Annotated in this window: 26 protein-coding genes; 12 read left to right on the top strand and 14 right to left on the bottom strand. The window is 65.2% G+C overall.

Annotated elements, in window-relative coordinates:
* Positions 1-117 precede the first annotated feature (117 nt).
* The gene (locus tag ACSQ22_RS09905) at positions 118-1,065 is read left to right on the top strand and encodes a phytanoyl-CoA dioxygenase family protein (RefSeq protein ID WP_436130186.1); all 948 of its coding nucleotides are present in this window, start codon (positions 118-120) and stop codon (positions 1,063-1,065) included.
* Positions 1,066-1,232: 167 nt separating this feature from the next.
* Here ACSQ22_RS09905 and ACSQ22_RS09900 read toward each other — a convergent pair whose 3' ends face one another.
* Positions 1,233-2,549 carry a cation:proton antiporter gene (locus tag ACSQ22_RS09900; RefSeq protein WP_436130185.1) on the bottom strand — a complete coding sequence of 439 codons (1,317 nt, stop codon included), beginning with the start codon at positions 2,547-2,549 and terminating at the stop codon, positions 1,233-1,235.
* A 183-nt stretch (positions 2,550-2,732) separates the two neighbouring features.
* Here ACSQ22_RS09900 and ACSQ22_RS09895 point away from each other — a divergent pair, with 183 nt between their 5' ends.
* Together ACSQ22_RS09895 and ACSQ22_RS09890 are read left to right on the top strand one after the other, a co-directional pair.
* Complete coding sequence (locus ACSQ22_RS09895; protein WP_436130184.1) at positions 2,733-3,359, top strand: hypothetical protein; 627 nt, start codon at positions 2,733-2,735, stop codon at positions 3,357-3,359.
* A gap of 193 nt (positions 3,360-3,552) precedes the next feature.
* A complete protein-coding gene (locus ACSQ22_RS09890) occupies positions 3,553-3,840 on the top strand; it encodes a DUF6150 family protein (protein WP_055401176.1) in 288 nt (95 codons plus the stop codon).
* A gap of 54 nt (positions 3,841-3,894) precedes the next feature.
* On the opposite strand, the gene ACSQ22_RS09885 is transcribed toward ACSQ22_RS09890, so the two are convergent.
* The gene (locus ACSQ22_RS09885; RefSeq protein WP_436130183.1) at positions 3,895-4,740 is read right to left on the bottom strand and encodes a fumarylacetoacetate hydrolase family protein; all 846 of its coding nucleotides are present in this window, start codon (positions 4,738-4,740) and stop codon (positions 3,895-3,897) included.
* A 281-nt stretch (positions 4,741-5,021) separates the two neighbouring features.
* On the opposite strand from ACSQ22_RS09885, the gene ACSQ22_RS09880 reads away from it, so the two are divergent.
* Both ACSQ22_RS09880 and ACSQ22_RS09875 read left to right on the top strand, forming a co-directional pair.
* Positions 5,022-5,621 (top strand): chromate transporter, encoded by a 600-nt coding sequence (locus tag ACSQ22_RS09880; RefSeq protein ID WP_431152914.1) that lies wholly within the window; start codon positions 5,022-5,024, stop codon positions 5,619-5,621.
* Positions 5,618-6,232: a chromate transporter gene (locus tag ACSQ22_RS09875; RefSeq protein WP_436130182.1), complete on the top strand. Its 615-nt coding sequence runs from the start codon at positions 5,618-5,620 to the stop codon at positions 6,230-6,232. The genes ACSQ22_RS09880 and ACSQ22_RS09875 overlap by 4 nt, the downstream gene beginning before the upstream one ends.
* A 50-nt stretch (positions 6,233-6,282) precedes the next feature.
* Here the strand turns inward: ACSQ22_RS09875 and ACSQ22_RS09870 are convergent, their stop codons facing one another.
* Together ACSQ22_RS09870 and ACSQ22_RS09865 are read right to left on the bottom strand one after the other, a co-directional pair.
* Positions 6,283-7,449, bottom strand: a complete 1,167-nt coding sequence (locus tag ACSQ22_RS09870; RefSeq protein WP_218301006.1) for an ABC transporter substrate-binding protein — start codon at positions 7,447-7,449, stop codon at positions 6,283-6,285.
* A gap of 287 nt (positions 7,450-7,736) precedes the next feature.
* Complete coding sequence (locus ACSQ22_RS09865; protein ID WP_436130181.1) at positions 7,737-8,984, bottom strand: IPTL-CTERM sorting domain-containing protein; 1,248 nt, start codon at positions 8,982-8,984, stop codon at positions 7,737-7,739.
* A 790-nt stretch (positions 8,985-9,774) separates the two neighbouring features.
* Here ACSQ22_RS09865 and ACSQ22_RS09860 point away from each other — a divergent pair.
* Entirely contained in the window at positions 9,775-12,777 is a 3,003-nt protein-coding gene (locus ACSQ22_RS09860; RefSeq protein ID WP_436130180.1) for a hypothetical protein, read from the top strand.
* A gap of 58 nt (positions 12,778-12,835) precedes the next feature.
* On the opposite strand, the gene rlmB is transcribed toward ACSQ22_RS09860, so the two are convergent.
* Positions 12,836-13,582 carry a 23S rRNA (guanosine(2251)-2'-O)-methyltransferase RlmB gene (rlmB, locus tag ACSQ22_RS09855; protein WP_056644258.1) on the bottom strand — a complete coding sequence of 249 codons (747 nt, stop codon included), beginning with the start codon at positions 13,580-13,582 and terminating at the stop codon, positions 12,836-12,838.
* Between the two features lie 142 nt (positions 13,583-13,724).
* On the bottom strand, positions 13,725-14,438 hold the full coding sequence (locus tag ACSQ22_RS09850) for an ABC transporter ATP-binding protein (protein WP_055398119.1): 714 nt from the start codon (positions 14,436-14,438) through the stop codon (positions 13,725-13,727).
* Between the two features lie 15 nt (positions 14,439-14,453).
* On the opposite strand from ACSQ22_RS09850, the gene ACSQ22_RS09845 reads away from it, so the two are divergent.
* Entirely contained in the window at positions 14,454-15,134 is a 681-nt protein-coding gene (locus ACSQ22_RS09845) for an arylesterase (RefSeq protein ID WP_426308194.1), read from the top strand.
* Positions 15,135-15,138: 4 nt separating this feature from the next.
* Here ACSQ22_RS09845 and ACSQ22_RS09840 read toward each other — a convergent pair whose 3' ends face one another.
* The 4 genes from ACSQ22_RS09840 to ACSQ22_RS09825 all read right to left on the bottom strand — a co-directional run bounded on the left by ACSQ22_RS09840 (position 15,139) and on the right by ACSQ22_RS09825 (position 18,153).
* Positions 15,139-15,330, bottom strand: coding sequence for a hypothetical protein (locus tag ACSQ22_RS09840; protein ID WP_218301002.1), 192 nt, complete (start codon positions 15,328-15,330; stop codon positions 15,139-15,141).
* Positions 15,331-15,377: 47 nt separating this feature from the next.
* The gene (locus ACSQ22_RS09835) at positions 15,378-16,226 is read right to left on the bottom strand and encodes a DUF2189 domain-containing protein (RefSeq protein WP_436130179.1); all 849 of its coding nucleotides are present in this window, start codon (positions 16,224-16,226) and stop codon (positions 15,378-15,380) included.
* A gap of 110 nt (positions 16,227-16,336) precedes the next feature.
* The gene (locus ACSQ22_RS09830) at positions 16,337-17,575 is read right to left on the bottom strand and encodes a PLP-dependent transferase (protein ID WP_436130178.1); all 1,239 of its coding nucleotides are present in this window, start codon (positions 17,573-17,575) and stop codon (positions 16,337-16,339) included.
* Between the two features lie 86 nt (positions 17,576-17,661).
* Complete coding sequence (locus ACSQ22_RS09825; protein WP_436130177.1) at positions 17,662-18,153, bottom strand: BON domain-containing protein; 492 nt, start codon at positions 18,151-18,153, stop codon at positions 17,662-17,664.
* A 142-nt stretch (positions 18,154-18,295) separates the two neighbouring features.
* On the opposite strand from ACSQ22_RS09825, the gene ACSQ22_RS09820 reads away from it, so the two are divergent.
* The 4 genes from ACSQ22_RS09820 to ACSQ22_RS09805 all read left to right on the top strand — a co-directional run bounded on the left by ACSQ22_RS09820 (position 18,296) and on the right by ACSQ22_RS09805 (position 22,630).
* Entirely contained in the window at positions 18,296-19,987 is a 1,692-nt protein-coding gene (locus tag ACSQ22_RS09820) for a SulP family inorganic anion transporter (RefSeq protein ID WP_436130176.1), read from the top strand.
* Positions 19,988-20,104: 117 nt separating this feature from the next.
* On the top strand, positions 20,105-20,878 hold the full coding sequence (locus ACSQ22_RS09815; protein WP_055398112.1) for a GGDEF domain-containing protein: 774 nt from the start codon (positions 20,105-20,107) through the stop codon (positions 20,876-20,878).
* Between the two features lie 10 nt (positions 20,879-20,888).
* A complete protein-coding gene (locus ACSQ22_RS09810; protein WP_121506525.1) occupies positions 20,889-21,743 on the top strand; it encodes a MinD/ParA family protein in 855 nt (284 codons plus the stop codon).
* Positions 21,744-21,862: 119 nt separating this feature from the next.
* Complete coding sequence (locus ACSQ22_RS09805) at positions 21,863-22,630, top strand: sulfurtransferase (protein ID WP_121422718.1); 768 nt, start codon at positions 21,863-21,865, stop codon at positions 22,628-22,630.
* A gap of 81 nt (positions 22,631-22,711) precedes the next feature.
* On the opposite strand, the gene ACSQ22_RS09800 is transcribed toward ACSQ22_RS09805, so the two are convergent.
* From ACSQ22_RS09800 to ACSQ22_RS09785, 4 genes are all read right to left on the bottom strand, one after another.
* A complete protein-coding gene (locus ACSQ22_RS09800; RefSeq protein WP_121419998.1) occupies positions 22,712-23,596 on the bottom strand; it encodes a pirin family protein in 885 nt (294 codons plus the stop codon).
* A gap of 109 nt (positions 23,597-23,705) precedes the next feature.
* Positions 23,706-24,260, bottom strand: a complete 555-nt coding sequence (locus ACSQ22_RS09795) for a flavodoxin family protein (protein ID WP_436130175.1) — start codon at positions 24,258-24,260, stop codon at positions 23,706-23,708.
* Between the two features lie 111 nt (positions 24,261-24,371).
* Positions 24,372-24,785, bottom strand: a complete 414-nt coding sequence (locus ACSQ22_RS09790; RefSeq protein WP_055398108.1) for a DoxX family protein — start codon at positions 24,783-24,785, stop codon at positions 24,372-24,374.
* Between the two features lie 47 nt (positions 24,786-24,832).
* Entirely contained in the window at positions 24,833-25,534 is a 702-nt protein-coding gene (locus tag ACSQ22_RS09785) for a pirin family protein (protein ID WP_121506527.1), read from the bottom strand.
* 104 nt (positions 25,535-25,638) lie between these two features.
* Between ACSQ22_RS09785 and ACSQ22_RS09780 the strand changes: the two genes are divergently transcribed.
* Positions 25,639-26,577 (top strand): LysR substrate-binding domain-containing protein, encoded by a 939-nt coding sequence (locus tag ACSQ22_RS09780; protein ID WP_055398106.1) that lies wholly within the window; start codon positions 25,639-25,641, stop codon positions 26,575-26,577.
* Positions 26,578-26,596: the final 19 nt, after the last annotated feature.

Here is a 26,596-nt window from a genome sequence, read left to right as displayed (position 1 = left end):
TCCATGCACTCCCCGATCCCAAACACCACGCCCCCAACAACGTCTGGCTCCTTGCCGCCCGATGCGGACAGGGGCGCCCTGCAGGTCCCACACCTCAAACGCTGTTGGTCACGCTGGATGGCCGCACGCCAGGGCCAGGGTTTGAAGGGCGCCGAAGCGGAAGCCCACCGCACACAGATCGTGCTGGCCGCGCTGGGTGTGGGGCTGGAGCAGACCATGCAATACGTGCTGCGCGAGGCCCCGGAGTTCGCTGCCTTCGAGGACTGGATCGTGCGCACGGCGGGCGCGCCCGATGCCGCCACCGTGGCGCGGATTCAAGCCCTTGTGGATGGCGGCCCGGCGCCCGAAGCGGCCTTGCAGCTGCAGGCCCGGATCGATGCGATGGAGCCCGTGCTGAATGCGGACGACCTGGCGCATTGGGACGAGCATGGCTATGTGGTGGTACGCCAGGCCACCACGCCAGAGCACAGCGCCGCCGCCGCACAGGCGGTGTGGGAAGCCGTGCGCGCCGACCCCGCAGATGTGGAGTCGTGGTACGCCCACGCCCCGCGCAACACCATGGTGCAGATGTTTCAGCACCCGGCATTCGACGTCAACCGACGTTCCCTGCGCATCCACAAGGCATTTGCGCAGCTGTGGGGCACGGCAGACCTGTGGCGCAGCACTGACCGCTGTGGCTTCAACCCTCCAGAACGCCCCGGCTACCCCTACGGCGGCCAGGGCATGCACTGGGATGTGAGCCTGCACCAGCCTATTCCCTTTGCCACCCAGGGCATCCTGTACCTGACCGACACGCCCCCCGAACAAGGTGCCCTCACCCTGGTGCCAGGTTTTCACCGCCGGGTGGGCGACTGGCTGGCCCAGCTACCCGCTGGGGTCGAGCCCCGCCAGCAAGACCTGCATGCGCTGGGTGCCACACCCATCGGCGCGGGCGCGGGCGATCTGGTGATCTGGCACCAGGCCCTGCCCCATGGCCCCAGCCCCAATCGGGGCACGCAGCCCCGGCTGGTGCAGTACATCAACCTGGCCCCCGCCCAGGTGCCTTGCCACGACACCTGGGTCTGAGAGGCTGAGAGTCTTTTATCCATGCCCGCCTTGCACGCGAAAACTCTCAGCCTCTGAGGTGCGGCGAGCGGGGGGCGTACCTCCCCCAAAAACCGCAAAACTCATAGCAACAAAACCATACAGATAAAGCGCTAGCGGTCATTTTCGATTGAACCGGTCTTGCTAACTCACCGTGGCCGCTGCGCTTTGGTCTTCCTGCGGGTCTCGTAGCGCCGCATCAGCGGCGTCACCGACACACCGTGCAGCAGCACCGACGCCACCACCACCGCCAGCGTGATCGCCAGCAGGCGCTGCGCAATCACCGGGTGCAGGTCGTGTGTGATGGCGTACATGAGGTAGTAGATGGAGCCAATGCCCCGGATGCCAAACCATGCGATCAGGCGGCGCTGCGAGCGCTCTACCTTGGCGCCCACCAGCCCTGCATACACCGCCAGCGGGCGGATCACCAGCAGCAGCACGGGCACAAACCACAACGCCTCGGTGCCAAAGTCCACCACCGAAAGCAGCGCACCCACCACCAGCACCACGGTCACTTCGGCCAGGCGCTCCAGCTGGGCGTTGAAGCGCTCGACCGACTCCATCATGTGGCCCGGCGCCTGAGCGGCCACGGGGGCTTCACCATCGTTGTGGTCGCCTTGAACAGGTGATGCCACGGACGCCGCTGGTTCCGCCGCCGCACGCCGCAGCGCCAACCCGGCAGCAAACACCGCCAGAAAGCCGTAGGTATGGCACAACAAGGCCACGCCATAAGCCAGCGCGATGAGCCCCAGCACCATGAACTCGTCCGGGCCCAGCGCCTCGCGGTGGCGGATGCGCAGGTACAAAATGACCCGGCCCACAACCACGCCCAGCAGGTAGCCAATCAACAGGCCACCCACCACGGCCCAGAGCACGTCCACCGCCCACCAGCGCCAGCCACTCTCGCCCAGGTCGTGCAGCGACATCAGGCCCAGACCCAGCATCACCAGCGGAAACGCCGCCCCATCGTTCAGCCCGCCCTCGCCCGTCAGGCCAAAACGCAAGCGATCACGGTCTTGCGGGTCGGACACCTGCACATCGGACGCAAGCACCGGATCGGTGGGCGCCAGGATGGCCCCCAGCAGCACGGCAGCGCCCAGCGGCAGGTGCAGCAGCCACACGCCCACGGCGGTGATGGTGCCCACGGTGATCAGCATCGACACGGTGGCCAGCTGCACCGGAATGCGCCAGCGCCGGTCGCGCAGGGGCAGATCCAGCTTCAGGCCCACGGTAAACAGCGAGATGAGCACGGCAATCTCGGTCAGCCGCTCCAGCAGCGGGGCATCACCCACCGGGTCCAATACCAGCAGGCCCAGCCCCCAGGGCCCAATGCCAACGCCCACGGCCAGGTACAGGATGGCCGAGCTGAGCGGCACGCGCGCGATGAAGGAGCTGGTCAGCGTCATCACCACCAGCAGCAGGCCGACCAGCACAAAGCCCAGGGCGGGTAACAGCTCAGCGGTCATGGAACACAGACTGGAGGAGGAAAAGGTTGCACGCGCATTCCGCTACTGTGCACGCCACCCGGGCCCACCGCTGCGGGGGGGTGGCCCCCCGGGCTGTCAGCAGATGTCGCCAATCGGTGAGGCGCCTTTCGGCGTTACCTGGCGGTGCATCTGTGCACAATTCCGTGACTTTGGTGAAAGCCCATGAACGTCTCCACCCTCCTCAAGATCGCCATGGCCCTGCTCGTGGCGTTTTTTGCCGTCGAGAAGCTCAGGGTGCACTACGCCGACCAGCGGCTGCAAAACCACGGGGTGGCCGCTGTCTCTCAGCCACCGGCCGACAGCCCCGTGCAGGAGGCCACCAGCCAGGCGGCTTTCGAGTTCCGGGGCTACCAGGTCAAGCCACTGGCCACGTTTGCCGTGCGCGCACGGGTGTTGTCGCGCGAAGACTATTACGTGGGCAAGGAGGCCGAGCTGTCCCCGCTGGACCTGGCCCTGGGCTGGAAGCGCATGGCCGACCCTGCGGTGTACGAAGCCTTGAACATCACCCAGGGCGGCCGCTGGTACCGCTACACCTGGCGCGACCAACCGCCCATCCCGCTGCAGGAGATCATCGAATCGTCAGCCAACATGCACATGATTGCAGCCACGCCCGTGGTGGAGCGGGCGCTCAAAAAGGCCCGTGCGGGGGCCTACATCCGCATCACCGGCAGGCTGGTGGAGGTGACACACCCCAGCGGCTGGCGCTGGACGAGTTCGCTCACACGGTCGGATTCCGGGGCCAATTCCTGCGAGCTGGTGTTTGTAGAGTCGGTGCAGGTGGAGAACTGACCCGCCACCGGGCCCTGGTTGCTCCTCGCACTCCCAATTTGATAGCTGCTTGCGCTTTCCCATCAAGCGCCAGGCCCTGTTTTTACTCAAAATCTTACATCTCTACAGGGCAACCCGGGGGCTGGCGCGCCCAAAGTCTGGATACCCTTGGAAGGACAAGCCCCCGCCCGAACCACCGCCCGAAAGGATGCCCATGGCCAAGATCCTGGAAGTGAAATACGAAAACCAGGCCGACGCCCACATTTGCGAGGTGGCGCATGAAAGCCAGGCCGACCTGTGCTGGCACGAGGTGCACTACGCCACCCAGGCCAGCGGCGATGCGATCTGGTTCTTTGTGGCCTATGCCAACCAGGCCAGCTTCAAGGTCTACCGCGTCAAGCACGCCAGCCAGGCGGACCTGAAAATCTTCAGGGTCAGCACCCCGGAGCAGGCTGGCTGGCGAACCAAGGACCATCTGCTGATCGGCAAGCTGGGCAAATAGGTCCGGCCCCAAGAGCGCTGCGCCGTGTGAACCGCACCAGGCCCACCGCCCGACTCATCCCCCCACGCACTTTTGCACCTGTTCACCCAGGCCCGTGGCGCCCAGGCGCATCACATCACCGGGCTTGAGGAACCAGGGGTCGGGCTTTTGCCCCAGCCCCACACCGGCGGGCGTGCCGGTCAGCACCACGTCGCCGGGCTCCAGCGTCATGAACTGGCTGATGTACGACACCACGGTGGGCACGCCAAAGATGAAGTTGCGGGTGCTGCCGTTTTGCACGCGCTGGCCGTTGACCTCCAGCCACAGGTCTATGGCGTGCGGGTCGGGGACCTCGTCAACCGTGGCCAGCCACGGGCCGATCGGGGCAAAGGTGTCGTAGCTCTTGCCCTTGTCCCACTGGCCGCCGCGCTCCATCTGCCAGGCGCGTTCAGACACATCGTTGGCCAGCACATAGCCCGCCACATGCTGCAGCGCATCGGCCTCGGCCACTTGGCGCGCACGGGTGCCGATGACGATGCCCAGCTCGACCTCCCAGTCGGTCTTGACGCCGCCGGGCGGAATGCGCACATCGTCGTTGGGGCCGCTGAGCGCCGTCACGGCCTTCATGAACAACACAGGCTCGGCGGGCGGCTGCAGGCCCGCCTCGCGCGCGTGGTCGGCATAGTTGAGCCCCACGCACACGATCTTGCCCACCCCAGCCACCGGGCTGCCCAGGCGCGGTGTGCCATAGACGGGCGGCAGGCGGCTTGCGTCGATGGCGGCCAGGGCAGAAAGCGTGCGCGGGTTGAGCTGGGCCGGGCCCATGTCGGGCAGCAGCATGGACAGGTCGCGCAGCGTGCCGGTGGCGTCGATCAGGCCGGGGCGTTCTGCGCCGGGCTGGCCGTAACGGATGAGTTTCATGGCGGGAAATCCTGGTGGGGTCGGCGAAAGGTGGCAGCCGCAGCCAGAGCCGCGCTGCGCCGACACGCAGCATAGCGGCACGCAACCCCCAGCGTGCACACCAATCACCGGCCCTGCCTTGCCGCAAGACGAGGGCCGCATCCCCTGCGCAGCCCGTGTGGCGCGCGTAACATGGTGCGGGGTGCACCGCAGCGCCAGCCGCGCACCCAAAACAATCCTGATTTAATAGCTTCCAACGCTTACCAGATAAGCGCTAGCAGCCATTTTTACTCAATTTCTCCATGGCCACTGCCACCGATCTGCCCTCCCCGCCCCCGGAATCCCCGCCCCGGCCCCAACCCCGCAACCCGTCCGATCTGTTCTGGTCTTTCACCTGGCTGGCCCTGCAAGGGTTTGGCGGCGTGCTGGCCGTGGTGCAGCGCGAGCTGGTGGAGAAAAAGCGCTGGATGACGAACGAGGAGTTTGTCGAGGACTGGGCCGTGGCGCAGATCATGCCGGGCCCCAACGTGGTCAACCTCAGCATCATGATTGGCGACCGCTACTTCGGCCTGCGCGGCGCGTTGGCGGCGCTGGCGGGCATGCTGACCTTTCCGCTGATCCTGGTGCTGGCCCTGGCCGTGGTCTATGCGCAGTTTGCCAGCCACCCGGCCGTGGCCGGTGCGCTGCGCGGCATGGGCGCCGTGGCGGCGGGGCTGATTGCGGGGGTGGGCATCAAGCTGTTTGTGTCGATCAAAAACCACCCCCTCGGCCGCCCGCTGTGTGTGGCGTTTGCAGGGCTGACCATCGTGGCCATGGCGTGGCTGCGCTGGCCGCTGTTCTGGATTTTGCCGGTGATCGGTGGCGCGGCCTGCGTGCTGACGTGGAGAAAGCTCGCGCCATGAATGCAGCCACCACCCTCACCACATCCTTGACGGCCCTGAGCGCGGGCGACTGGTTCAACCTGTTCCTGTACTACCTGTCGCTGTCACTGCTGGCCGTGGGCGGCGCCATTGCCACCGCGCCCGACATGCACCGCTACCTGGTGGAGCGCAACGCCTGGCTCACCGACCCGCAGTTCAACGCATCCATCGCCATTGCCCAGGCTGCACCCGGCCCCAACGTGCTGTTCATCGCGCTGCTGGGCTGGAATGTGGGCATCAACGCAGGCGGCCCGGGCCTTGCAGGCTGGCTGCTGGGCGCCCTGGGCATGGCGGTGTGCATGCTGGGCGTGATGCTGCCCAGCAGCCTGCTGACCTGGACGGCCACCCGCTGGGGCCACCGCAACCGCGAGCGGCGCGGGGTGCGCGCCTTCAAGCAAGGCATGGCGCCGGTGGTCATTGGCCTGCTGCTGGCCACCTCGTGGGTGCTGACACGCGCACACGGCAACTTCGACACCGCTTGGCCCCTGTGGCTGCTCAGCGCCGTGACCGTGGTGCTGGTGTGGCGCACCAGGCTGCACCTGCTGTGGATGCTGGGCGCCGGGGCGGTGCTGGGGGCTATCGGCTGGGTGTAGCCTATGGCAGAGGTGCCGCGCTTGGCACCCCTGCGTGACACGGGGCTGGGTCAGCTGATCCGGCGCCCGTTTTCCGCGTACACGGCCAGGTAGATCGCGTCGGAGCCGATGTAGGGCGCCTTATTGCCAAAGCCAACGTTGAAGTCACCAAACGACAGCGCGCGGATGCTGGCCAGGCCCGCGCGCAGGCGGTCGCGTGTGAGGTCCTTGCCCGCGTTTTTGAGACCCTCGATCATGATCTGGCCGTTGAGCCAGCCTTCAAGCGCGCTGCCGCTGTTCAAGAAGGCCGGGTCAGCCCCGGTAGCCTTCATGGTGCTCTGAAACTTGCGAACCACCACCGATTTTTGCGAATTCGCGTCCGGAAACACCTGCACCAGCGCAAGGCCCCGTGTGGACGCAGCCAGCTTGGGCAGCTCGGACGAGATCACCGTAACCGACAGCCCCGCCAGCGGCACGCCCTGTGCCTTGGCACGGAAGGCCTGCACAAACGCGGTGTTGGCTGTGCCCGTGGTGGCCAGCAGGACGGCACCCGGGCGCTCTGCAGCCACCTTGTCGGCCAGCTCAGCGCCGTTCTTGCCGTCCACGGCCAGTGCAAACTCGCCACCGCGTTCGACCTTGATCTCGTCCAGCGCGCGGGACATGTCCTTGAGCACTTCCTTGCCAAACGGGTTGTCCAGGTACACCACGGCAATGCGTTTGAGGCCCATGTCCACGATCTGCTTGACCAGGCGCTGCGTCTCTTCGCGGTAGGTGGGGCGCAGGAAGAATACATGGCGGTTCTCAGGCGCACGCAGCGAGGTCGCGCCCGTCACCGGGCCCACGGTGGGAATGCCCTTGGATTCGATCAACGGCAGGATGGATGCCGTGTTGGCCGTGCCCAGCGGCGAGATCAGCGCGAACACCGACTGGGCCTCGACCATCTCGGTCACGTTCTTGAGGGTGCGTGCAGCCACATAGCCATCGTCCTTGGGGTCCATGCGGATTTCGCGGCCATGCACGCCGCCAGCAGCATTCACTTCAGCAAACGCGGCCTTCATGCCTGCCACCTGCTCGATGCCGGCCTGGCCCAAGGGGCCGGTCAGTGCGATGGAGCAACCCAGGTTGATGGTGCGGGCGGTCAGTGCTTCTTCGGCGGCCTGGGCCGTGTGGGCCCATGCGGGCAGGCCAGTGGCAGCAACGGCCTGGGTGGCGCGCAAGAGAAATTGACGACGGCTCATGGTGTGGGAGATCCCGAAGAAAGCAAAGGTGGGCAGCCTAGCGGCAGCTGGGGAAACTTGCTGTCAGTTCCGCGACAGAACATACCCAGAAAGGACCGGCTCTCTCCGGGGGATGCAGTACTTGGCGACGGCAGCCTGCAGTGCACAGGGTGCCGAACCGCACGACACCCCGGCATCGTGCGAGCCAACGCCGCACTCCGTGAAGCTCACCGGTGCACGTTGTGGATCAGCAGATCACCGCACAACGGCGGCGTCTGTCTGCGTCGCTGCGCCCATGGTTTTCCGACCTACAGGCCCTTGCGCCGAATTGCAGCAAATCCCGCAATGGCCAGAAGTCCGGCGAGGAACAGCATCGCCCACTCGGAAAGGGAGGGGATGGTCGAGGGCGGCACGAATCCATCCAAGTTGTTGGTGAAGGTGCACGCGATGGCCGCCCCTGCTGCAGTGGCCGCTGCATCCAGCGTAACGGTGCGCGTCAAGAGGTCGTTTGTCTGCGTTCCACCTGAACCCAGGCCGGTGCAACTGATGGAAGCCAGGGTGTAACCCAAGGGTGGCGCTGCTTCAGTGATGGAAGTGCTGACACCCGCTGCGGTCAGCGTCTGCGTCGCCCCAGCCACGGCCGAGCCGGATGCCAGGGTTGTGATGGACTGGTTGGCAAAGCCGTTGCTGCCGCTGAAGCCAAACGTACCCACGCCACCATTGGAGATTTTGGATACCGTGATCGAAGGCACGGTGGGGGCTGCACACACGCCAGGGAGCGAAATCGCATTGGCGCTCGTCGTGACGGTTCCGCCCGACGTCAAGGCTCGGCCGGACAAGGTGGCACCGGCGCCCATGGACATACCGGCGTTTCCAATGACCGTTCCGATGAAAGTGGAGTTGGCACCCAGTGTGGTTGCGGCAGTGGGCGCCCAAAACACATTGCCGGCGCAAGCGCCACCATTGAGGGAAACGATAGAGTCGGCGGCGGTGTTGAGCGCCGCAGTCGTCGCCCCGGCGCCGGGGCGAAAGACGTAGATTCCAGAACCGTTCAGGGTTACCGTCGAGCCAATACTCATGGCTCCCGTGCTGGAATAACAGCCAGGCGGGATCACTCCAGGCGTGCCGCCGCTCACAACGACGGCACTGAGATCAACGGCGGAGCCGAGGGGAATGCAGGTGCCCAGTTGGGAATCCAGATCCGCCAACGCAATGCCTTGGTCGGCAATCTCGGTATCACACGGCGTTTTGATGATCCCGGTCACTGTGGTGGGCGCAGTGGATGGGGGGGTGGTGTAGCAAACCGAGCCGTTGATCGTGGTCGGATTTCCACTGTTGGTAAAGGTGTCGGAAACGATGGCGAAGTTGCTGGCACTACCCAGCGGCGGTGCCGTCGCCGCCAATGCGCCACAGCTGTATGTCAGGGACAGCAGGGAAACAAGCCCCAGGCTCAGCAGCAAGGCGGGATTTTTTCGACCGAACTTGGACAGCAGCGGGGCAGCATCGCGTGTGGCGTATCCTGATTTGGTGAGGGTGGTTGTGCTGTCGGATGGCATGGTGTTAAACCTTCTGTGGTGACTTAAAAGTCATTAATCAAACAAAAACTTATCTTGTGTGACCCACAGTACTGCGCTTGTCTGCCCAGCGGTGCGATTTGCGCGACTTATGTCCACGGCGGCCATTAGTCGGGCAGTTGGCCTACACCCATGACCCCGTCCCGTTACACATGGGCGCCCCCTTGGGCAAGCCTTCCACGCATCGGCCCTGGTTGTGCCACGGCGATGCCTGAACCAGAACAGCGCTCACTTTGCGCCATTGGGCATTGGGCATGCGCAGTGCTTCTTGTGGAGAGGGGTGCGCAAGGGTCATTGCCCCCTATTGCCCCCTATTGACCCCTATTGACCCCTTGCATGCTCATCTGCCACTCGCATTCCAGCGTCGCTCCGTTGCAGAGATTGCTTCTACATGAGGGCCAAAGGCAGTGCGCGTGTCTGTCGCTTGTTCAAAAAGCAATACGGTTTAACGCCAAGCGGCTACCACTATCCAACGCACTTGCGGCTTGCCGCCCAACATCAGCAAAATGTGCCTGCAAAGCCAGAGACTTGAGGCATGCCCCTTTGAGGGATCAACCGTTGATCATGCTTGCGAAGGAACAGGCTGATTGACTGGCTTCGGACCCATGCGGTGTATCTAAAGTGCCTACCCATGCCGAATACACCCCGGCGCGATGTCTGAAGGAGTTTTTGAACAGCGGCCTGGGGACTGTGCCGCGCAGCCACCCAGCCTCATGAATCGCCAGGGGTCCGCACTCCAGGCATCCAGACAATGAACCAGGGAGACCCACACATGTCCGACGGAGCACCCGCTTGTCGCCGCCACAGCACATTTGCAGCCATGGCATTGAGCGCATTCGTTGGGCTGTGCGCGGCTCCGCAGGCCTCGGCGGAAGGCAGCCGTACGCTGTACCCCTCCACCTACCCTACCAGCGGCGGCACCTGTGCCAACACGCTCGACCGGGGATGCCGCGCCAACCTGGACCTCCAGCCAGGCAACCGCTATGTGGGCAAGGTCCAGCGCCGCACCTTCCTGTACGTCTACGCAAAGGCGGGCGAGTATGTGCTGCTGGGCTCCCGCAACCGCACGACGGGCGGCGACATCCTGGTCTACAACCCGCAGGATTTCGGCACACCGGGCGACGAGACCCTGCCGGCCAGCGCTGACTTCTCGTGCGCATCCAACACGCCGCCGCCGGGGAGCTTTGGCGGAAGTACTCTGGGAGAACTGAACTCCCGCGACCAGGAACTCGCGGGCCCCCACAGCGCCGACGGCAGCGCCACCGTCACCAACGGGTTCGCGCCCTGCGCCTACCGTGTTCCCGCCACCGGGATCTATGGCGTGCAGTTCATGCCCGCCACCAGTGGCAACACCAATCTGAATGCCGACATCTTCAATCCGCTGCCCAGCACCTCCACCGTGGCCGCGTGGGACGTCACGGTGCGGGCCTCGGCCAGCAGTCTCAGCGATCTCAATGGCCGCCTGTTCACCTACGCCTGGCTGGGCTTCACGGGGGTGAACAACCGCCCTGTCTATTCGCGCCACGACTACGTGACGCTTGATGGCTACCGCTACTCGCAGGCACTGGCGGGGCTCGATCCCAATGGCTTTGCGCTGTATGCCAACCGGCTGGGGTTTCTGGACAACGGGCAGCCCCTGTACAAGGGCGTGCGCGGCAGCGACTCGTTTGTGACGAACCTGGCGGCGGGCCTGTCGGCCCAGCGGCCGGAGTTTCCGATTTTTTTCAGCAGCATCGCCCCCGCAGCCCCCCACTCGGCCGAGGTCAACAAGGTGCTCACAGCGCTGCGCATTCCGCTCACGCCCCAGTCACCTTTGCTGTCGGCCGCCACATTCACCGGGCGCCTGCCCGGCGTGGGTTCACGCACCCTGCCGGGTGCGGGCGGCACGTTCCGGCTTTCGATCACCGGTGCCTCCACCTTCCAGATCGTCGTGAGCCGCGACGGTGTGGATTTCAGCCCCTCCAATACGGCCAACGCGGTCATCACGGGTATCGCCGCCACGGGCACACAGGATGTGCCGTGGGATGGCAACGATGCCGCGGGCATCGCCTTTCCCGCCAGCGCCACGCCCTACACCTACCGGGCATTCGCGCGTGCTGGCGAGATTCACCTGCCCATGATCGATACCGAGAACAACGGCAATGGCACCAGCACCGCCACGGCGACCTTTGGCGGTGGCCCCACCATCACCAAGCTCAACGGGCCGCAGGCTGGCAATACCACCGTCTATTTTGATGACCGGGGTTATGTCACCCAGAGTGGCACCCTGGTGGGTCAGGTGAACGGAACTCTCTGCCCCGGCTCCCCGCCACCCGCCTCCGACCCTGCGCAGGCCTTGGGCGGAGCGGATTCAACACTGGTCTATGGCGCTTCGCCACAGCTGTACCGCTGGTGGCCGCCCGGCGCCAATGCCAACGCCGACTGTGCAGCCACCGGCGGGTGGGGCGATGCCAAGGGGTTGGACCTCTGGACCTACATCACATCCCCGGCCGGCAATGGCGTGCTCTGGATTGACCCGCTCCTGCGGGATACAGCGGCGTCCATCTTTGTGCCTGCTGCAGCAAAGCCGGGCAGCGGGGTGCAGGGGCGCCTGACTTTTGCGAACCGTGGTGCAGACACAGCCACGGGGCTGCAGTACACCCTGACCCTGGATCACAGCTGTGCCGATACGGCAGTGAGCTTCTCCAATCTGCCCACCGGTGCGTCCGCATCCTGCGTGGACACGCTGGGCCAAGGCCGCTACGTGTTCTCGGGCTTCCCGGCCACGCTGGTAGGCGGCGCTTCGGTGCTCGGCGCCGATCCCGCGGCGCCCATGGCGTTCTCGTACACCGCCCCAGCGGCCGGAACCGTGACTGCGGCCGCCACGATTTCCGGCCCCGTGCCCGATGACCTGCCCGCCAACAACTCGGCCACCGGCACCACGGTGATCAGCCCGGTGGATCTGCAAACCACCGCCAGCGCGCCCCTGACGGCGTTGGCTGGTGAATCGGTGACCGTCCTGGCATCGTTTGCCAACCTGAGCGGTACCGCAGCGACACCCTGGACACCCAGCATTGCCATCGGGGCGGCGCTGAACTGCCCCTCTGCCGTGCAACTGGTGAGCGCCCCGCCCGAGGTGACCATGGTCGGCTTCGACGCTGCCACCTGTGCGGTGGCCCTCTCGGGCCTGCCCCCCACGCTGGCCGACGGGCAGATCCTGTCGTTGAGCTTCCGCTACCAGGCGCCCACCCTGGGTCAGGTGCCCATCGCCACCACGGTGGCAACCCCGGGGGACGCGCACACCGCCAACAACAGCGCCACGGCCACCACCACCATCGCGGTGGTGAACATGGTCATCAGCCTGTCGGGCATGCCGCTGCAAGCGATCTCCGGGCAGCCCTATTCCGGGACGTTTTCCTGCACCAATGCGGGACTGCTGGACGCCGTCGGTGGCACGCGCTGCGCCATCGACTCAGGACTCCCCGGGGGCCTGAGCCAGACCGGCTGCGTGCTGGACAGTACAAATGCGGCCTGGTCGGCGGGAGACACCGTGCCAGCAGGCGCCACCGTCATCTGCAGTGTGGCCGGTACGCCTGTCGCCATCGGGCAGATGGTGATTGTGGCCAGCACCGCCGCCGTGGGCGAGGCCATCCTGTCTGACAACACCGCCGCCCAGGGCTTGGCGGTGGTGCCCTTGCAAACCATCCCCACGCTCACACAGCCTGCGACCGTGGCACTGGCTGCGCTGCTTTTTCTGATGGCGGCGCGCCTGCGGCCCCGGCGCCGGGCGGGCTGATCGGCGTGTCCCGCAGGATTGGGGCCCCCGCCGGTGCACTTGAGCGCCTGAGAGCGTTTCAGGTGCGCTGGCGCAGCGCCTCGTACAGGCACACGCCGCTGGCTACCGATACGTTCAAGCTCTCCACAGCGCCCTTCATCGGGATGCTGACCAGCTCGTCGCAGGTCTTGCGCGTGAGCTGGCGCATACCGTCGCCTTCGGCGCCCAGCACCAGGGCCACGGGGCCTTTCAGGTCGACCTGGTAGATGGTCTTGGGCGCGTCGTCGCTGGTACCGATGCACCAGATGTTGCGCTCCTTGAGCTCATTCAAGGTGCGCGCGAGGTTGGTCACCATGAAGTACGGCATGGTTTCGGCTGCGCCGCTGGCCACCTTGGCCACGGTGGCGTTGATGCCCACGGCGTGGTCCTTGGGGGCGATCACGGCATGCGCGCCCGCACCATCGGCCACTCGCAGGCAGGCGCCCAGGTTGTGCGGGTCGGTCACGCCGTCCAGCACGAGCAGCAGGGGCTGCTCAATGCCGGCGGCTTCCAGGTCTTCCAGCAGTTCATCCAACGAGGTGGCAACCTTCACGGGCTCTACCCGCGCAGCCACGCCCTGGTGGCCATGGCTGCCAGCCAGCTTGGCGATGCGCACGCTGTCGGCTTCGATCAGGCGGGCACCGGCCTCGCGGGCGCGGTCGAGAAACTGGCGCATACGGGCATCGCGCCGCGTGGCCTCGTAGTAAATCTCGATGATGGATTTCGGCGCGGTCTTCAGACGCACGCCCACGGCGTGAAAGCCGAAGAGAACTTTGGGGCTGGACATGGGGGGATTATCTGCTGGCGCAGGGCACCGGCTTTGGAAAACTATCAATTTGATAGCTGCTAGCGCTTTATGAATAAGCGCTAGAGGCCAAAAACACTCAAAAACCTGGTTTCCGCCTTCCTCTCAGCGCGGCAAATAGCGCTTACACGACCCGCCCGGCTTCGATGGTGATACGCCGCTCGCACTGCTCAGCGATGGCGCGGTCATGGGTGACCAACACCAGCGTGGTGCCCTGCTCGCGGTTCAGGTCGAACATGAGCTTCATGATGGTTTCGCCGGTGGCAAAGTCGAGGCTGCCCGTAGGCTCATCGGCCAGCAGCACGGCAGGTTGCACCACAAACGCCCGCGCCAGCGCCACGCGCTGCTGTTCGCCACCCGAGAGCACCTTGGGGTAGTGAGAGAGGCGCTGGCCCAGCCCCACGCGGGCCAGCATGTCGGCGGCGACCTTGCGGGCATTTTTGCGAACTTCAGGGCGGTTGGCCAGCTCCAGCGGCAGCATCACGTTCTCCAGCGCGGTGAGGTTGCCCATGAGCTGAAAGCTCTGGAACACAAAACCCACCTTCTGGGCCCGCAGCGCAGCGCGCTCATCCTCGTCGATGGCAAAGAGGTCGTGGCCATCGAGCCGCACCGTGCCACGGCTGGGGGTGTCCAGCCCCGCGATGATGGACAGCAAGGTGCTCTTGCCCGAGCCCGACGCGCCCACGATGGCGGCGGTTTCCCTGGCGGCCAGGCGGAAATCGATATCCCGCAGAATGTCGAGGGTTCCGGTGGAATCCGTGACCGATTTGAAGACATGCTCCACGGCAATGATGGGTGTGGCAGCAGCTGTCTTGGGCAATGGAGAGGATTCGGACATGAAAGGCTCTTTACTTTGATTCGATATCAGCAACGGCGCCACTTTATCCTGCGCGCCTCTATCGGGCTTCTGGTGGGGCTTTCGGCGCCCTGCGCCATGGCCCAGGCAACGTCCAAGACAGCGGCCGCGCCGATGCGCCAGCCCGTGATCCTGGTGCTGGGAGACTCTCTGAGCGCCGAATATGGCCTGGCACGCGGCACGGGCTGGGTGGCGCTGCTCGAAAAACAACTGACCCAGGAAAAGCTGGCCGCTACGGTGGTCAACGCCAGCGTGAGTGGGGAGACTACTTCGGGCGGCCGTTCGCGCCTGGCGGCGCTGCTGGCGCAGCACAAGCCCAGCCATGTGGTGATTGAACTGGGCGGCAACGATGCCCTGCGGGGATTGCCGCTCAAGAACACGGAAGAGAATCTGACGGTTATGACGCAGGCGGCGCAAAAGGCCGGGGCCAAGGTGCTGCTGGTGGGCATGCAGGTGCCACCCAACTATGGCACCGACTACGCCAACAAGTTCGCGGGCTTGTTCACCACAGTGGCCAAGGCCCAGAAGGTGGCCGTGGTGCCCTTCTTCCTGAAGGGGGTGGCCGACGGGCCCGATCCGACCCGCCTGTTCCAGCCTGACCGCATCCACCCGCGCGCCGAGGCGCATCCGCAGATGCTGGCCAATGTGTGGCCGGAACTGAAAAAGCTGTTGCGCTGAGGGCTCAGGCGCCGGGAGCGCCTGTGGGCTGGTCCGGGGCCGCAGCATCGCCGCTGGGCTGGCCGTCAGCGGGCTGGTCGTCGCCTTGCGGATCGTCCGGCCTGCGCTGTGTTTTGGACCTCAGCTTCTCTTCCTTTTTTTTCTTTTTGGCGAGTTCGCGCTGGCGTTTTTCGTATCCGTAGTTGGGTGTTGCCAAGGTAATTGCTTCCTGAAGTTGAGACTCACTGTAACAGCATGGGTTTTTCAAGCCCCCGCTGGGGGGCGTTGGAGCGGGATGACCGATGCGCGGTACGCATGCCAGCTTGCAAAGCCCAGAACCGGCCCGGCCACCAGCACCCCGATGCCCCAGAACCAGAGGGAAAACACCACGATGGTGGTGATGAGTGCGCCCCAGAGCAGCATGACCAGGGGGTTCTCCAGCACCACGCGCATGCTGGTGATACCGGCCGTAAGCGCATCGGTGTCTCGGTCCAGAATCATGGGAATGGACACCACGGAGGTGGAGAACACCAGCGCTGCAAATACGCCGCCCACCACGAGGTACACCGCCACAAAGCTCCAGTTCTGCGGGCTGAAGACCGCCTGCAGCACGCCCGTGGTGGACGGCATGCCGGTGTTGAAGAACACGGCAAACACCACCAGCGATGCACGCCCCCACAGCAGCTCCAGCACCACAAGCACCAGCACCAGCATGCCCATGCTGCCCATGTGGCTGTCCCAGCAGGTGAGCGATTCGCTCAGCTCGGGCTTGAGCCCCGCCTCGCGCCGACGGCTGGTGTCGTACAGTCCCATCGCCAAGAAGGGGCCTACCAGCAGGCAGCCACTCGCCAGGGACATGGTGTATTCAGGCCGGGTGCGGAACACCCAGCCCAGCACCAGCGCCATGCACCAGAAGCAAACGCCATAAAACAGGGCAATGCCGGGAGCCGCGCGCACATCCTGCAAGCCCCTGGCCAGCCAACGGAACGGGTCCGCCAACCCCAGGCGCTGCAGGGTCACGGGCTGGGCCACCGAGGTGTCTGGCGCCGGTTGCTGGGCCGGATCGGCAGACGCAGGGAGGGGGTTGGAGGAATCCGATGGGGTGGCGCTCATTCGGGCAGTTCGTGGAAGTGGCAGCGGGACACCCGCGAACACTCACACTAAGCCAGCGCTCGGCGGTGCGCCACTGAGGAAACTACCACCCCGCGCAAAAAAGACAGGCCTCAGCCTGCCGGGAAGGCGTGCTCCAGGGCCTGCTGCAGATCGTTCCGCAGGTCTTCCACCGCCTCCAGCCCGATCGAAAACCGCACCAGCGTGCCCAGCTTCAAGTGTGCGGACGGGCGGCTGCGCATGCTGGCGATGTTGTACGGCACCACCAGGCTCATGGGGCCGCCCCAGCTGTAGCCCAGCTTGAACAGCCGCAGGCCGTCGCAGAACGCATCCACCTGCTTCTGGGTGTAGCGGGCATCAATCATCACGCTGAACAGGCCCGCTGCCAGCCCCGCCCCGCCCTGCCCGGCGCCACACAGTGCCTTCCAATGTGTGTGGCCGGGCGCGCCTTCCAGCGCGGGGTGCAGTACCTGCGCGATGGCGGGCTGCTGCTGCAGCCATCGCGCCAGAGTGCGGGCCGCTTCGTCATGGGCGCGGTAGCGCAGGCCGATGCTGGGCAGTGCGCGCAGCACAGCCTCCGCGTCGTTGGCCCCCACCCCCAAGCCCAGCCGCATGTGGGTGAGCTTGATCTTCATGTGCAGGCCCGGGTCCCGCGTCATGACGCTGCCCATCAGCACATCGCCACCGCCACTGGGGTACTTGGTGAGCGCGTGGGCCGAAATATCGACCCCCAGGCTGCCATCACCTGTGAGGTCAAACGGCGCAAACGCGAGACCCGCGCCCCAGGTGTTGTCCAGCGCGGTGATCACGCCGTGTGCGCGGCAGATCCGCACCTGCTCGCACAGGTCGGGAAACTCCATACTGACCGAGCCCGGAGCCTCCAGCCACACCAGCCGGGTTGCAGGGGTGATGCGGGCGGCCAGATCGGCTGGGTCGAGCGGATCGTAAAACCCATGGGTGATGCCAAAACGCGCCAGTTCACCATTGGCAAGGTCTTTGCCAGGGCCGTAGGCGTTGTCCGGGATCAGCACTTCGTCACCGGGCTGAAGCAGGGCCAAGGCCACGTTGGCAATGGCGGCAAGGCCGCTGGGAACCAGCACGCACTGCAGGCCGCCCTCCAGCGCACACAGGCGCTCTTCCAGAATGAAGGTGGTGGGCGTGCCGTGCAGCCCATAGGTGTAGCCGCTTTTGTCCTTCCATTCGCGCGAGCGCATGGCCGCGACGTTGGGAAAGATGACAGTGGAGGCCTTGTAGACCCCCGGCTGGGGTGCTACGAAACCAGCAGGAGGAACGTAGTCATGGTGGACGATGCGGGTGGCGAGGTCGGTGTCGTGCTCTTTCATGCCAACCATGGTAGCGCGCCGCCAGGGCGTGAACCCGGGCGGCGCGTGGTGTGAAGCGCTGTTTGCGGCGCCGGGGCTGATGCCAGCCCGCGCGCTTAGCTCGCGCTGACCACCAGCTGATTGTTCACAGAACTAACGCCATTCACGGCCTTGGCAATGCCTTCGGCGCGCTCACGGGCCACGGCGGAGGGTGCGGGGCCTTTCAGCGTCACACGGCCATTGGCTGTATCGACATCAATCTTCACTGCGCTCAGGTCGGGGTCCTTGGCAAGGCTGGCGCTGATCTGTGCGGTGATTTCTGCGTCACTCAGAAAAACCATGCCCTTGTTGGCGGCATCCTTGGCCGAAGATTCTGCACTCGCAGCACCCTGCTCCACCTTCGTCTGAGCGTTCTCCATGGCGCTTTCGGCCTTGGCGCGGGCTTCGGCAGCGGCCTGCTCGGTCTTTTCGACGGCGGAATCCAGGCGCTGGCCCACAGTCGGCTCTTCCTTCTTGCCGCAGGCAGACAGACCCAAGGCCAGGGCGCTCACGGCCAGGATGGTTGCAATACGGTGTGCAGGACGCTGGGAAATCTTCAGATTGTTCATGCGGAAACTCCTTGCGGTTGAAACATGGCGAGACTGTAAACGCAGGCAGGTGCGCACTAGGTCGGATGCAGCCTAGGCACCTGTAGGACGATGCCGCAAATTGCGCAAAGCTGGCCCGATGCCGAGGCGCGACAATGTACCCATGGCTTTTTCCGCTGCGTCACTCACCCGTTGGTTCCCCTTTTTGTCCTGGCCCCGGCCAGACCGCGCCCTGATCAAAGGAGAGTTCTGGGCGGGCATGACGGTGGGCCTGATGCTGGTGCCGCAGGGGGTCGCCTATGCAGCGCTGGCGGGCATGCCGCTGGTGACGGGTATCTATGCCTCGTTGATTCCTGCACTGGTGGCGGTGTTGTTCAGCGCATCGACGCGGCTCGGCGTGGGGCCTACAGCGCTTACCAGCCTGCTGATCGGCGCGTCACTCACAGGCTTGGCCGAGCCGGGCAGCGCGCAATGGGTGGCCATGGCAGCGTGGATCGCTTTGCTGTCGGGCCTGCTGCAGCTGGTCATGGGGATGGCGCGGTTTGGCTGGCTGCTCAATCTTGTGACGTCCCCCGTATTGAGCGGGTTTACCCAGGCAGCGGCGCTACTGATTTTGGGCTCGCAGCTGGCCGCACTCACCGGGTTACGGTCAGACTGGGGGGCGCTGCTGTCAACGCCTTCGACCGGGCTGTTTGACCTCACGGCGGCGGCTTTTGGCCTGGGCAGTCTGGCGCTGCTGATTTTGGCCCGCCGCTGGCGGCCGAACTTTCCTGCAGCCATTGTGGTGGTGGGCGCGGCCGGCGCCCTGAGCTGGGCCCTGCACTATGCCGACGCTGGCGGAGCCGTGGTGGGCGCGTTGCCCTCGGGTCTGCCGGCCCCGTACTGGCCCGGAGCGCTGCCATGGTCCAGCTTTTCTGCGCTGGTGATGCCGGTGCTGGTCGTCACGCTGGTGAGTTTTTTGGAGACGGCATCCAGCGCCAAGGTAGAAAGCCAGCGGTCCGGCGAGCGCTGGAATGAGAACCAGGACCTCATCGGCCAGGGCCTGGCCAAAATCAGCAGTGGGCTGTTTGGCAGCTTTGCAACCAGCGCCTCGTTCTCGCGCTCGGCCATCAACCTGTATGCGGGCGCCAAAAGCGGCTGGGCCACGCTGTTTGCCATTGCCCTGGTACTCGTGGTGCTGCTGTGGCTCACTCCGGCGCTTTACCACGTGCCGCAGTCGGTGCTGGCTGCCGTGGTGGTAACCGCCGTGACCAGCCTCATCAAGCCCGGCATGCTGCTGCGCCTGTGGCGGGTGTCAAGGGTAGAGGCCGTGATCGGCGGCATCACCTTCGCACTGACGCTGGCCACGGCCCCGCGCATGTACTGGGGCGTGCTGGTGGGTTTGCTGATGAACCTGAGCCACTTTCTGTACCAGCGGCTGCACCCCCGCATCATTGAAGTGGGCCTGCACCCGGATGGCAGCCTGCGCGACCGGCACCTGTGGCACCTGCCCGCTCTGGCTCCCCGGCTGCTGGCGCTGCGCATGGATGCCGAGCTGGACTTTGCCTCGGCCAGCGCCCTGGAGCGGCGCGTTACCGAGCACCTGGCCACCCATCCCGATGTAGTGCACCTGTGCCTGATGGCCCAGCCCATCAACCGGATCGACGTGACGGGCGTAGAGACCTTCGCGCAGCTGCTGGCCCTGCTGCAATCACGGGGGGGCACATTGCACCTCAGCGGCCTCAAGCTTCCCGTAGAGCAGGTTCTGCGCCAGGCCGGTTTGCTGGAGCCCGGAACGGGCCTTGCTATGTACCGCACCGACGCCGAAGCACTGGTAGCGCTGCAGCAGCTTCCGCAGCCGGTGGAACGGGTGTGATGCTGGAGCCTTTCACCCCCCTTTTCCCAGTACCGCTGCGGGTTTCACCTAGACCTGGGGCGGGGGGTCTTCCCGCTGGCGCACTGGTACACTGCACAAACTCTTTTTGCTCCATTTGTGTCTGACTCTGCGGCCTCTCATCTGGTAGATCTGCGCGACCTTCGCCTGGATACTGCCCACGCGCTGGTGGCTCAGGCTGGCGGCAGCGAAGCAGCGTTGCACCGCGAGGTGCCCTCGCGCTACCTGCAGGGCCTGATCGACGGACTGTGTGAACTCTCACTCAAAGACCCGCTCACCGGTCTGGCCAACCGCCGGCACTTCCGCGCCGTGCTGGAACGCGAAATCGACCGCGTCACCCGCTCGGGAGAGGCAGCATTGCTGCTGATGCTCGACATTGACCATTTCAAGAAGGTCAACGACACGCATGGCCATCTGGCTGGCGATATCGTGCTGCAGTCGGTGGCGCGCACGCTCAGTGCCTGCGTGCGCCCCATGGACACGCTGGCGCGCTACGGTGGCGAGGAGTTCGCCGTGGTGCTCCCCGCATGCCAGGCCGGCTTTGGCAGCGTGGTGGCCGAACGTATCCGGCGGGCCGTTGCCAACACGCCCATCAAGGTCTCGGGCTCGGTGGAGCTCCATGTCACGGTGAGCATTGGCGGCGCCTTTGCCCTGCAGTGGATCCGCTCCACCACCTTGCTGTGGACCGACCGTGCCGACCACCAGCTCTACCAGGCCAAGGCGGCAGGCCGCAACCGCGTCAGCATTGAGGAGCAACCCGACAGCACTGTCAGTGCCGAAGAGAAAAGCCTGTTGTTTGGCCCGCTCTACACCCCCTCGGGTTGGGGCGACCTGCCTCCGGTGGACCCCAACCCAACAGGCAGCGCCTACTGAAAGTTAGAAGATGAGCGACGCGCTGTCCCCTCCCCCACCCACATCGCCAGCGGCTCCTGCTGGCGCCGCCTCACCCTCGCACTCTGCAACGGGTGCCCGCATCATTGCCATCACCAGCGGCAAAGGCGGGGTTGGCAAGACCTTTGTGTCGGCCAACCTGGCTGCGGCCCTCACCCGCCGTGGCCAGCGCGTGCTGGTGCTCGACGCCGACCTGGGCCTGGCCAACCTGGACGTGGTGCTAAACCTGCACCCCAAAATCACCCTGCACGACGTCTTCACCGGCAAGGCCACGCTCGAAGAGGCCGTGATCCAGGCCCCGGGTGGCTTCAACGTGCTGCTGGCAGGCTCGGGCATGGTCGAGTATTCGCGCCTCACGCCCGAGGTGCGCAATCAATTCCTGAGCGTGATCCAGGCGCTCACGCCCCAGTACGACGTGGTGCTGCTGGACACCGGCGCCGGCATTTCCGACGTGGTGCTGTTTTCCATTTCGCTGGCGTCCGAGGTGCTCATCGTGGCCACGCCCGAACCCACCTCGCTGACCGACGCCTACGCCGCCATCAAGGTGCTGGCCATGCAGCAAAAGCGCCAGCATGTGCGCATGGTCATCAACCAGGCCGCGCGTCCAGGCGACGGCCGCGCCATCACCAGCCAGCTGCAGCAGGTGCTGGACCGCTTTGTCACCACTGAATCCGGTCGCCCGATGCGCTTGATCCACATGGGCGACATCCCGGCCGATCCCTCGGTACGCGACGCGGTCATGCGCCGCCAGTTGTTGCTGCTGCAAACCCCGGGCTGCCCTGCGGCCCTGGCGATTGCCCAATTGGCCAACAAGATCGAAACCACGCTGCTGACCCCGGCCGCCTGAGACGCTCGCAGGCGCCACAGCCCGGCAGCAGCGCGGTGCCCCCGCTGGCCTCAGCGAGTTGCCTTGACCGAAGTGAAAGCGCGCCCCTCGCTGCGCTCATTTGATTTGCCGTGAACCCCATCGACACCGTCCTGAACATCTCCTGCTACAAGTTCGTGCCTTTGCCCGATGCGGCGGCCCTTCGCGAGCTGCTGCATGCGCGCGCCACGGCGGCGGGACTCAAGGGCACCATCCTTCTGGCCGAGGAAGGCATCAACTTCTTTCTGGCGGGCGCGGCCGAGGCCGTGCGCGGGTTTGTCGATGCGCTGCGCACCGATGCCCGTTTTGCCGATCTGGAGCCCAAGGAAAGCTGGTCGGCCACGGTGCCGTTTCGCAAGATGCTGGTCAAGGTCAAGCGCGAGATCATCCGTATGGACCACCCCACCATCCGCCCCGCCCAGGGCCGCGCGCCCTCGGTGGACCCGGCCACCCTGCGACGCTGGCTGGCGCAGGGCCATGACGATGAGGGGCGCGAAGTGGTCACGCTGGACACCCGCAACGCCTTCGAGGTGGACGCTGGCACCTTCGACAACGCCATCGACTGGCGCATCGACAAGTTCACCGAATTCCCGCCAGCCCTGCGCGCGCACAAGACCGAGCTGCAGGACAAGACCGTGGTGAGCTTCTGCACCGGAGGCATCCGGTGCGAGAAGGCCGCGATCCTGATGCGCGAAGAAGGCCTCTCGCATGTCTACCAGCTCGAAGGCGGCATCCTCAAATACTTTGAACTGACCGATGGCGCGCACTACCACGGCGGCTGTTTTGTGTTCGATGAACGCAGGGTGCTGGCGGCAGACCTGTCTACCGACCCCTTACCCACCGACAGCGAAAACGCTATCAATAAGTGAGCTTATAGCGCTCATCCATCAAGCGCTAGATGCCAATTTTGCTTGAAATTTCAGGCATTCAAAGCCAACAATTTGGCCAAGTCAGGCCTTGAAGCGGCGCTCTGGCAGCGGAATCCACTCCACCTCCCCCGGCACCTGCCCCATGGCCTGGGCATCCCAGTCAGCGGCAGCCTGCACGATGCGGTCCTTGCGGCTGGAGACAAAGTTCCACCACATGTGGCGCGGCGCATCCAGCGCGTCGCCACCGATCACCATCAACCGCACCGGGGTATCACCTGCAGCAAGGTGTGTGGCCTGCCCGGGCTCCGCCACTGCCAGAATCTGCGCAGCCACGGTGTCTCCGTTGAGCTGGACCGGAGCATCCACGGTATAGACCGCCATCTCGGGCACCAGCGCCGGAATCTCCAACGTGGCACCGGCGGGCAACTGGACATCCAGGTACAGCGTGGGCGAATAGGTGGCAACTGGAGAGGTCTGCCCGAAGGCTTCTCCAATCAGCACCCGCACCGTGGCATCTCCCACCAGCACTTGCGGAATGGCAGCGGCAGGCGTGTGCACAAACGAAGGCTCTGCCTCTTCATGGGTCACCGGCAAAGCAGCCCACAGCTGAATGCCATGGTTCACGTAGGCCTGGTTTGCGAGACTCTCCGGGCGGCGCTCGGAATGCACGATGCCGCGCCCCGCCGTCATCCAGTTGATGGCACCGGGCTCAATCTGCTGCACATAGCCCAGGCTGTCGCGGTGCATGATGGCGCCAGAGAACAGGTAGGTCACGGTGGCCAGGCCGATGTGGGGGTGAGGCCGCACATCGTGGCCCGCATCGGGCTCCACCGTCACCGGACCGAAGTGGTCAAAAAACAGGAAGGGCCCCACCGCCTGGCGCTGCACGGCGGGCAGCAGGCGCCGTACCGTGAAGCCACCACCCAGGTCCTTGGCTTGGCCCGACAGACGCAGGGAAGCGTTCATGACAGCACCCCCATCGCATCGACGACAGAGACAAGGTCAAAAAGGTGATTCATCGGGTGGCTCCTTGAGGGCTGGACAACAACGCCGCCAGCCTACCAGCTTCAGCGGTTCAGCTGCCCAGCTTGGCAGCTATCTCTGCCACACGCTGGCCAAACTGCTTGCCGGTTTCCAGGTCGCCAGGGAACATCTCGGCGGCCGAGGCGTCCGATGGCGACTGCGCCATGGCGCCACTGAACGAGCCGATCCAGTTCACATCGTTGCGCGTGGCGGCCTTGGAGTTGGCGGGCATCATGCCGTTGCCCACCCACAGGCCGCCGTGCTGCATGGCCAGGTGGAACATGTAGTCCAGCGTGATCTGCTTGTCGCCATTGGTGCTGGCGCTGTTGGTAAAGCCTGCGAACAGCTTGTCCTTCCAGGCCTGGCTGAACCAGGGCTTGGACGAGGCGTCGGCAAACTTCTTGAACTGCCAGCTGGGGCCGGCCATGTAAGTGGGCGAGCCAAAGATGATGGCGCTGGCAGCGGCCAGCGTTTCCCAGCCGCCTTCGGGCAGATTGCCCTCGGCATCGATGGCGATCAACTGGGCGCCAGCGCCCTCTGCCACGGCCTGCGCCAGGCGCTGTGTGTGACCGTAACCCGAGTGGTAAACAACTGCGATGTGTGCCATGAGAAAACTCCTGTTGAAACGAGGGGAACAAGGAAAGCGAGAACGGCGGAAGAACGGATTGAATGCTGGAAACCACAGCCCTGCGGTCAGCAGGCCTTTTGAGGGGATCGCTCAGCGGCCCGACTGGCGCGCATCCAGGCTCCAGCCGCCTGCGCCAAACGCTGCCAGTGCTAGCAGGCCGCCGGTCACGCCCACGTTCTTGAAGAACATGAGCTGCTGCATCATTTGCTTGTCAGCGGGCAGGTCCCAGAACGCATGAAAGAAGAAGCTGGCCACCAGCGTGAAGAATGCCAGCGCGAGCGCTGCCAGACGCGTGCCAAAGCCGAAGATCAGCGCCAGGCTGCCCAGCACCTCGACCGCAGCGGCCACGGCGGCGGCCACGGTGGGCATGGGCAGGCCTACCGACGTGATGTAACCGACAGTGCCAGCAAAGCCGGTGAGCTTGCTGATGCCCGCAGGCAGAAACAGGGCGGCCAGCAACAGGCGCGATGCGAGAGCCAGGGGGTTTTGCAGGGATGTGAACATGGTGAAGAACTCCGGGTGAAAGTGGGTTGAAGAATGAACGTCGAATGTCAGGCGGCCAGATCAAACACCAGCACCTCGGCGTCGTGGCCATCGGTCAACGACAAGGTGGTTTCCTTTTCCATCAGCAGCGCATCGCCGCCCGACAGGGCTTGCCCATTGGCGCTGAGTGCACCGCGCACCAAGTGCACATAGGTCTTGCGGGCGGGGTTCAGCGCCAGCGTGGCGGATTCAGCGCCATCCAGCAAGCCTGCGTACAGGGCCGCATCGGCATGGATCTTGACCGAGCCCTGGGCGCCGTCGGGCGATGCCACCAAGCGCAGGGCGCCGCGCTTTTCAGCCTCGGCAAAGGTCTTTTGCTCGTAGCTCGGCGGGATGCCACGCACATTGGGCTCGATCCAGATCTGCAGGAAGTGCGTGGTCTGGCCTGCAGCGTGGTTGAACTCGCTGTGCTGCACACCGGTGCCTGCGCTCATGCGCTGCACGTCGCCGGGCGGGATGCCCTTGATGTTGCCCATGCTGTCCTTGTGGGCCAGTTCGCCCGACAGCACATAGCTGATGATTTCCATGTCGCGGTGGCCATGGGTGCCAAACCCGGTGCCCGGGGCGATGCGGTCTTCGTTGATGACCCGCAGGTTGCCAAAGCCCATGTGGGCAGGGTCGTAGTACCCGGCAAACGAGAAGCTGTGGAAGGAATTGAGCCAGCCATGGTCGGCGTGGCCTCGGTCTTGCGATTTACGAACAGTCAGCATGTGAGTGCTCCTTTCAAGACTCGACTGTAGGACTGCAGTGCGCCCTGCAGGGGCAGATGAATTGATGGCAATGTTCAAATAATCTGAATTAACATGGCACCACCATGCAAAACGCACGCGATGTCCTGACGCCCGATGCACTGACCATGCTGCAGGTGATTGCCGAAGCGGGCAGCTTTGCCGCCGCCGCCCGGCAATTGGGCCTGGTGCCCAGCGCCCTCACCTACCGCGTGCGGCAGATTGAAGACGCACTGGATGTGCTGTTGTTCGACCGCAGCGCACGCCAGGCCCGCCCCACGGAGGCCGGAGTGGAGCTGTTGCGCGAAGGCGCGCGCCTGTTGCAGGACATTGACGCCGTGGCCCACCGCGTGCGCCGCGTGGCCACGGGCTGGGAGCCGCAGCTCACGCTGTCCATCGACGGCATCATTTCGCCCCACACCATGCTGGAGCTGGTGGATGCGTTTTACGCCATGAAACCCCCGACGCGGCTGAAGTTGCGCGACGGCATCATGACCGGCACGCTGGAGGCGCTGACCTCCGGCCGGGCCGACCTGGCCATCGGCGTATCCGTGGCGGGCAACAACGTGGCGGGCCTGCAGCAGGGCACGCTGGGCGATGTATTGTTCATCTACGTAGTAGCGCCCCACCACCCGCTTGCGGCGGCTGCCGAACCGATCTCAGACGCCACCTTGCTGGAACACCGGGCCGTGGCCGTGGCTGATTCGGCCACACGTGGCGGCGCCACCATGGGCCTGCTCGGTGGGCAGGACGTACTGACGGTGGACACCATGCAGGCCAAGGTGCGCGTGCAGCTGCGTGGCCTGGGCGGCGGTTTTCTGCCCGAGCCCATGGTGCGCCCCTACCTGGAGGCCGGCCGCCTGGTCGAGCGCCGCGTGGCCCGCCCGGAACGCAACGTGCGTGTGCACTACGCCTGGGGCGGCCCGGGCTTCACCGCACCAGGCCGCGCGCTGCAATGGTGGCTGAACCAGCTGCAAAGCCCCACCACACGCCGCGCTCTGCTGGAAAACCACCATCATTTCTGATCCCGATCAAGTCCCGACA

It is taken from the genome of Acidovorax sp. LjRoot38 (assembly GCF_964252975.1).
Lineage (GTDB): Bacteria > Pseudomonadota > Gammaproteobacteria > Burkholderiales > Burkholderiaceae_C > Acidovorax > Acidovorax facilis.
Note: the sequence above shows the minus strand (reverse complement) of the source record. Positions and strands in the feature narration are given on the sequence as shown.